Raw genomic sequence first — 668 nt, 5'->3', positions numbered from 1 at the left:
GCTTAACCAAAAGCAACACTCAAATCGCAATCAAATAACCCTAATAGCGTGTAAGTACCCACTTACACGCTGTGTTTTTTTAATTCGCTTTGGTGATTTACTATGACTGATTCAGCATCAAACGTGGTTGAGCTCAAACAGGCTCAGTTTGTCTGGCCCGGTTCAGAGACCGCGGTGATCAATATTCCTGATTTGCAGATAGCGACGGGTGAGCATGTCTTTATCAAAGGGCCAAGTGGCTGTGGAAAATCCACACTTTTAGCTTTGCTCACCGGAATCAATACGTTAAGTTCAGGCTCGTTATCAGTACTCAATACGAACTTAGCGACGCTGAGTTCAAGCCGCAGAGATAGATTCCGCGCCGACCACATTGGTTATATCTTCCAGCAATTCAACTTGCTGCCGTATTTGAATGTCATCGACAACGTATTACTTCCTTGCCAGTTCAGTAAAGTGAGACAAGATCGCGTGGCACCAAACGCCTCCAAAGCCGAGCTTTTATCACAAGCGACAACCTTGTTGGAGCGGCTTCATTTACCGACAAATTTACACTCTCGCCCAGTGTCAGAGCTGAGTATTGGACAACAACAGCGAGTGGCGGCAGCTCGTGCGCTGATAGGGCATCCTGCGTTAGTCATTGCTGACGAGCCGACATCTGCACTCGATCA

At 47.2% G+C, this 668-nt stretch carries 1 protein-coding gene; it reads left to right on the top strand.

Going from position 1 to position 668, the window contains the following annotated elements:
- Positions 1-102 precede the first annotated feature (102 nt).
- On the top strand, positions 103-668 hold a 566-nt coding region (locus R7Z77_RS25975; protein ID WP_318137128.1), incomplete at its 3' end, for an ABC transporter ATP-binding protein.

The sequence above is a fragment of the Vibrio sp. 1401 genome (assembly GCF_033340295.1).
This window is presented reverse-complemented; position numbering and strand designations above follow the sequence as displayed.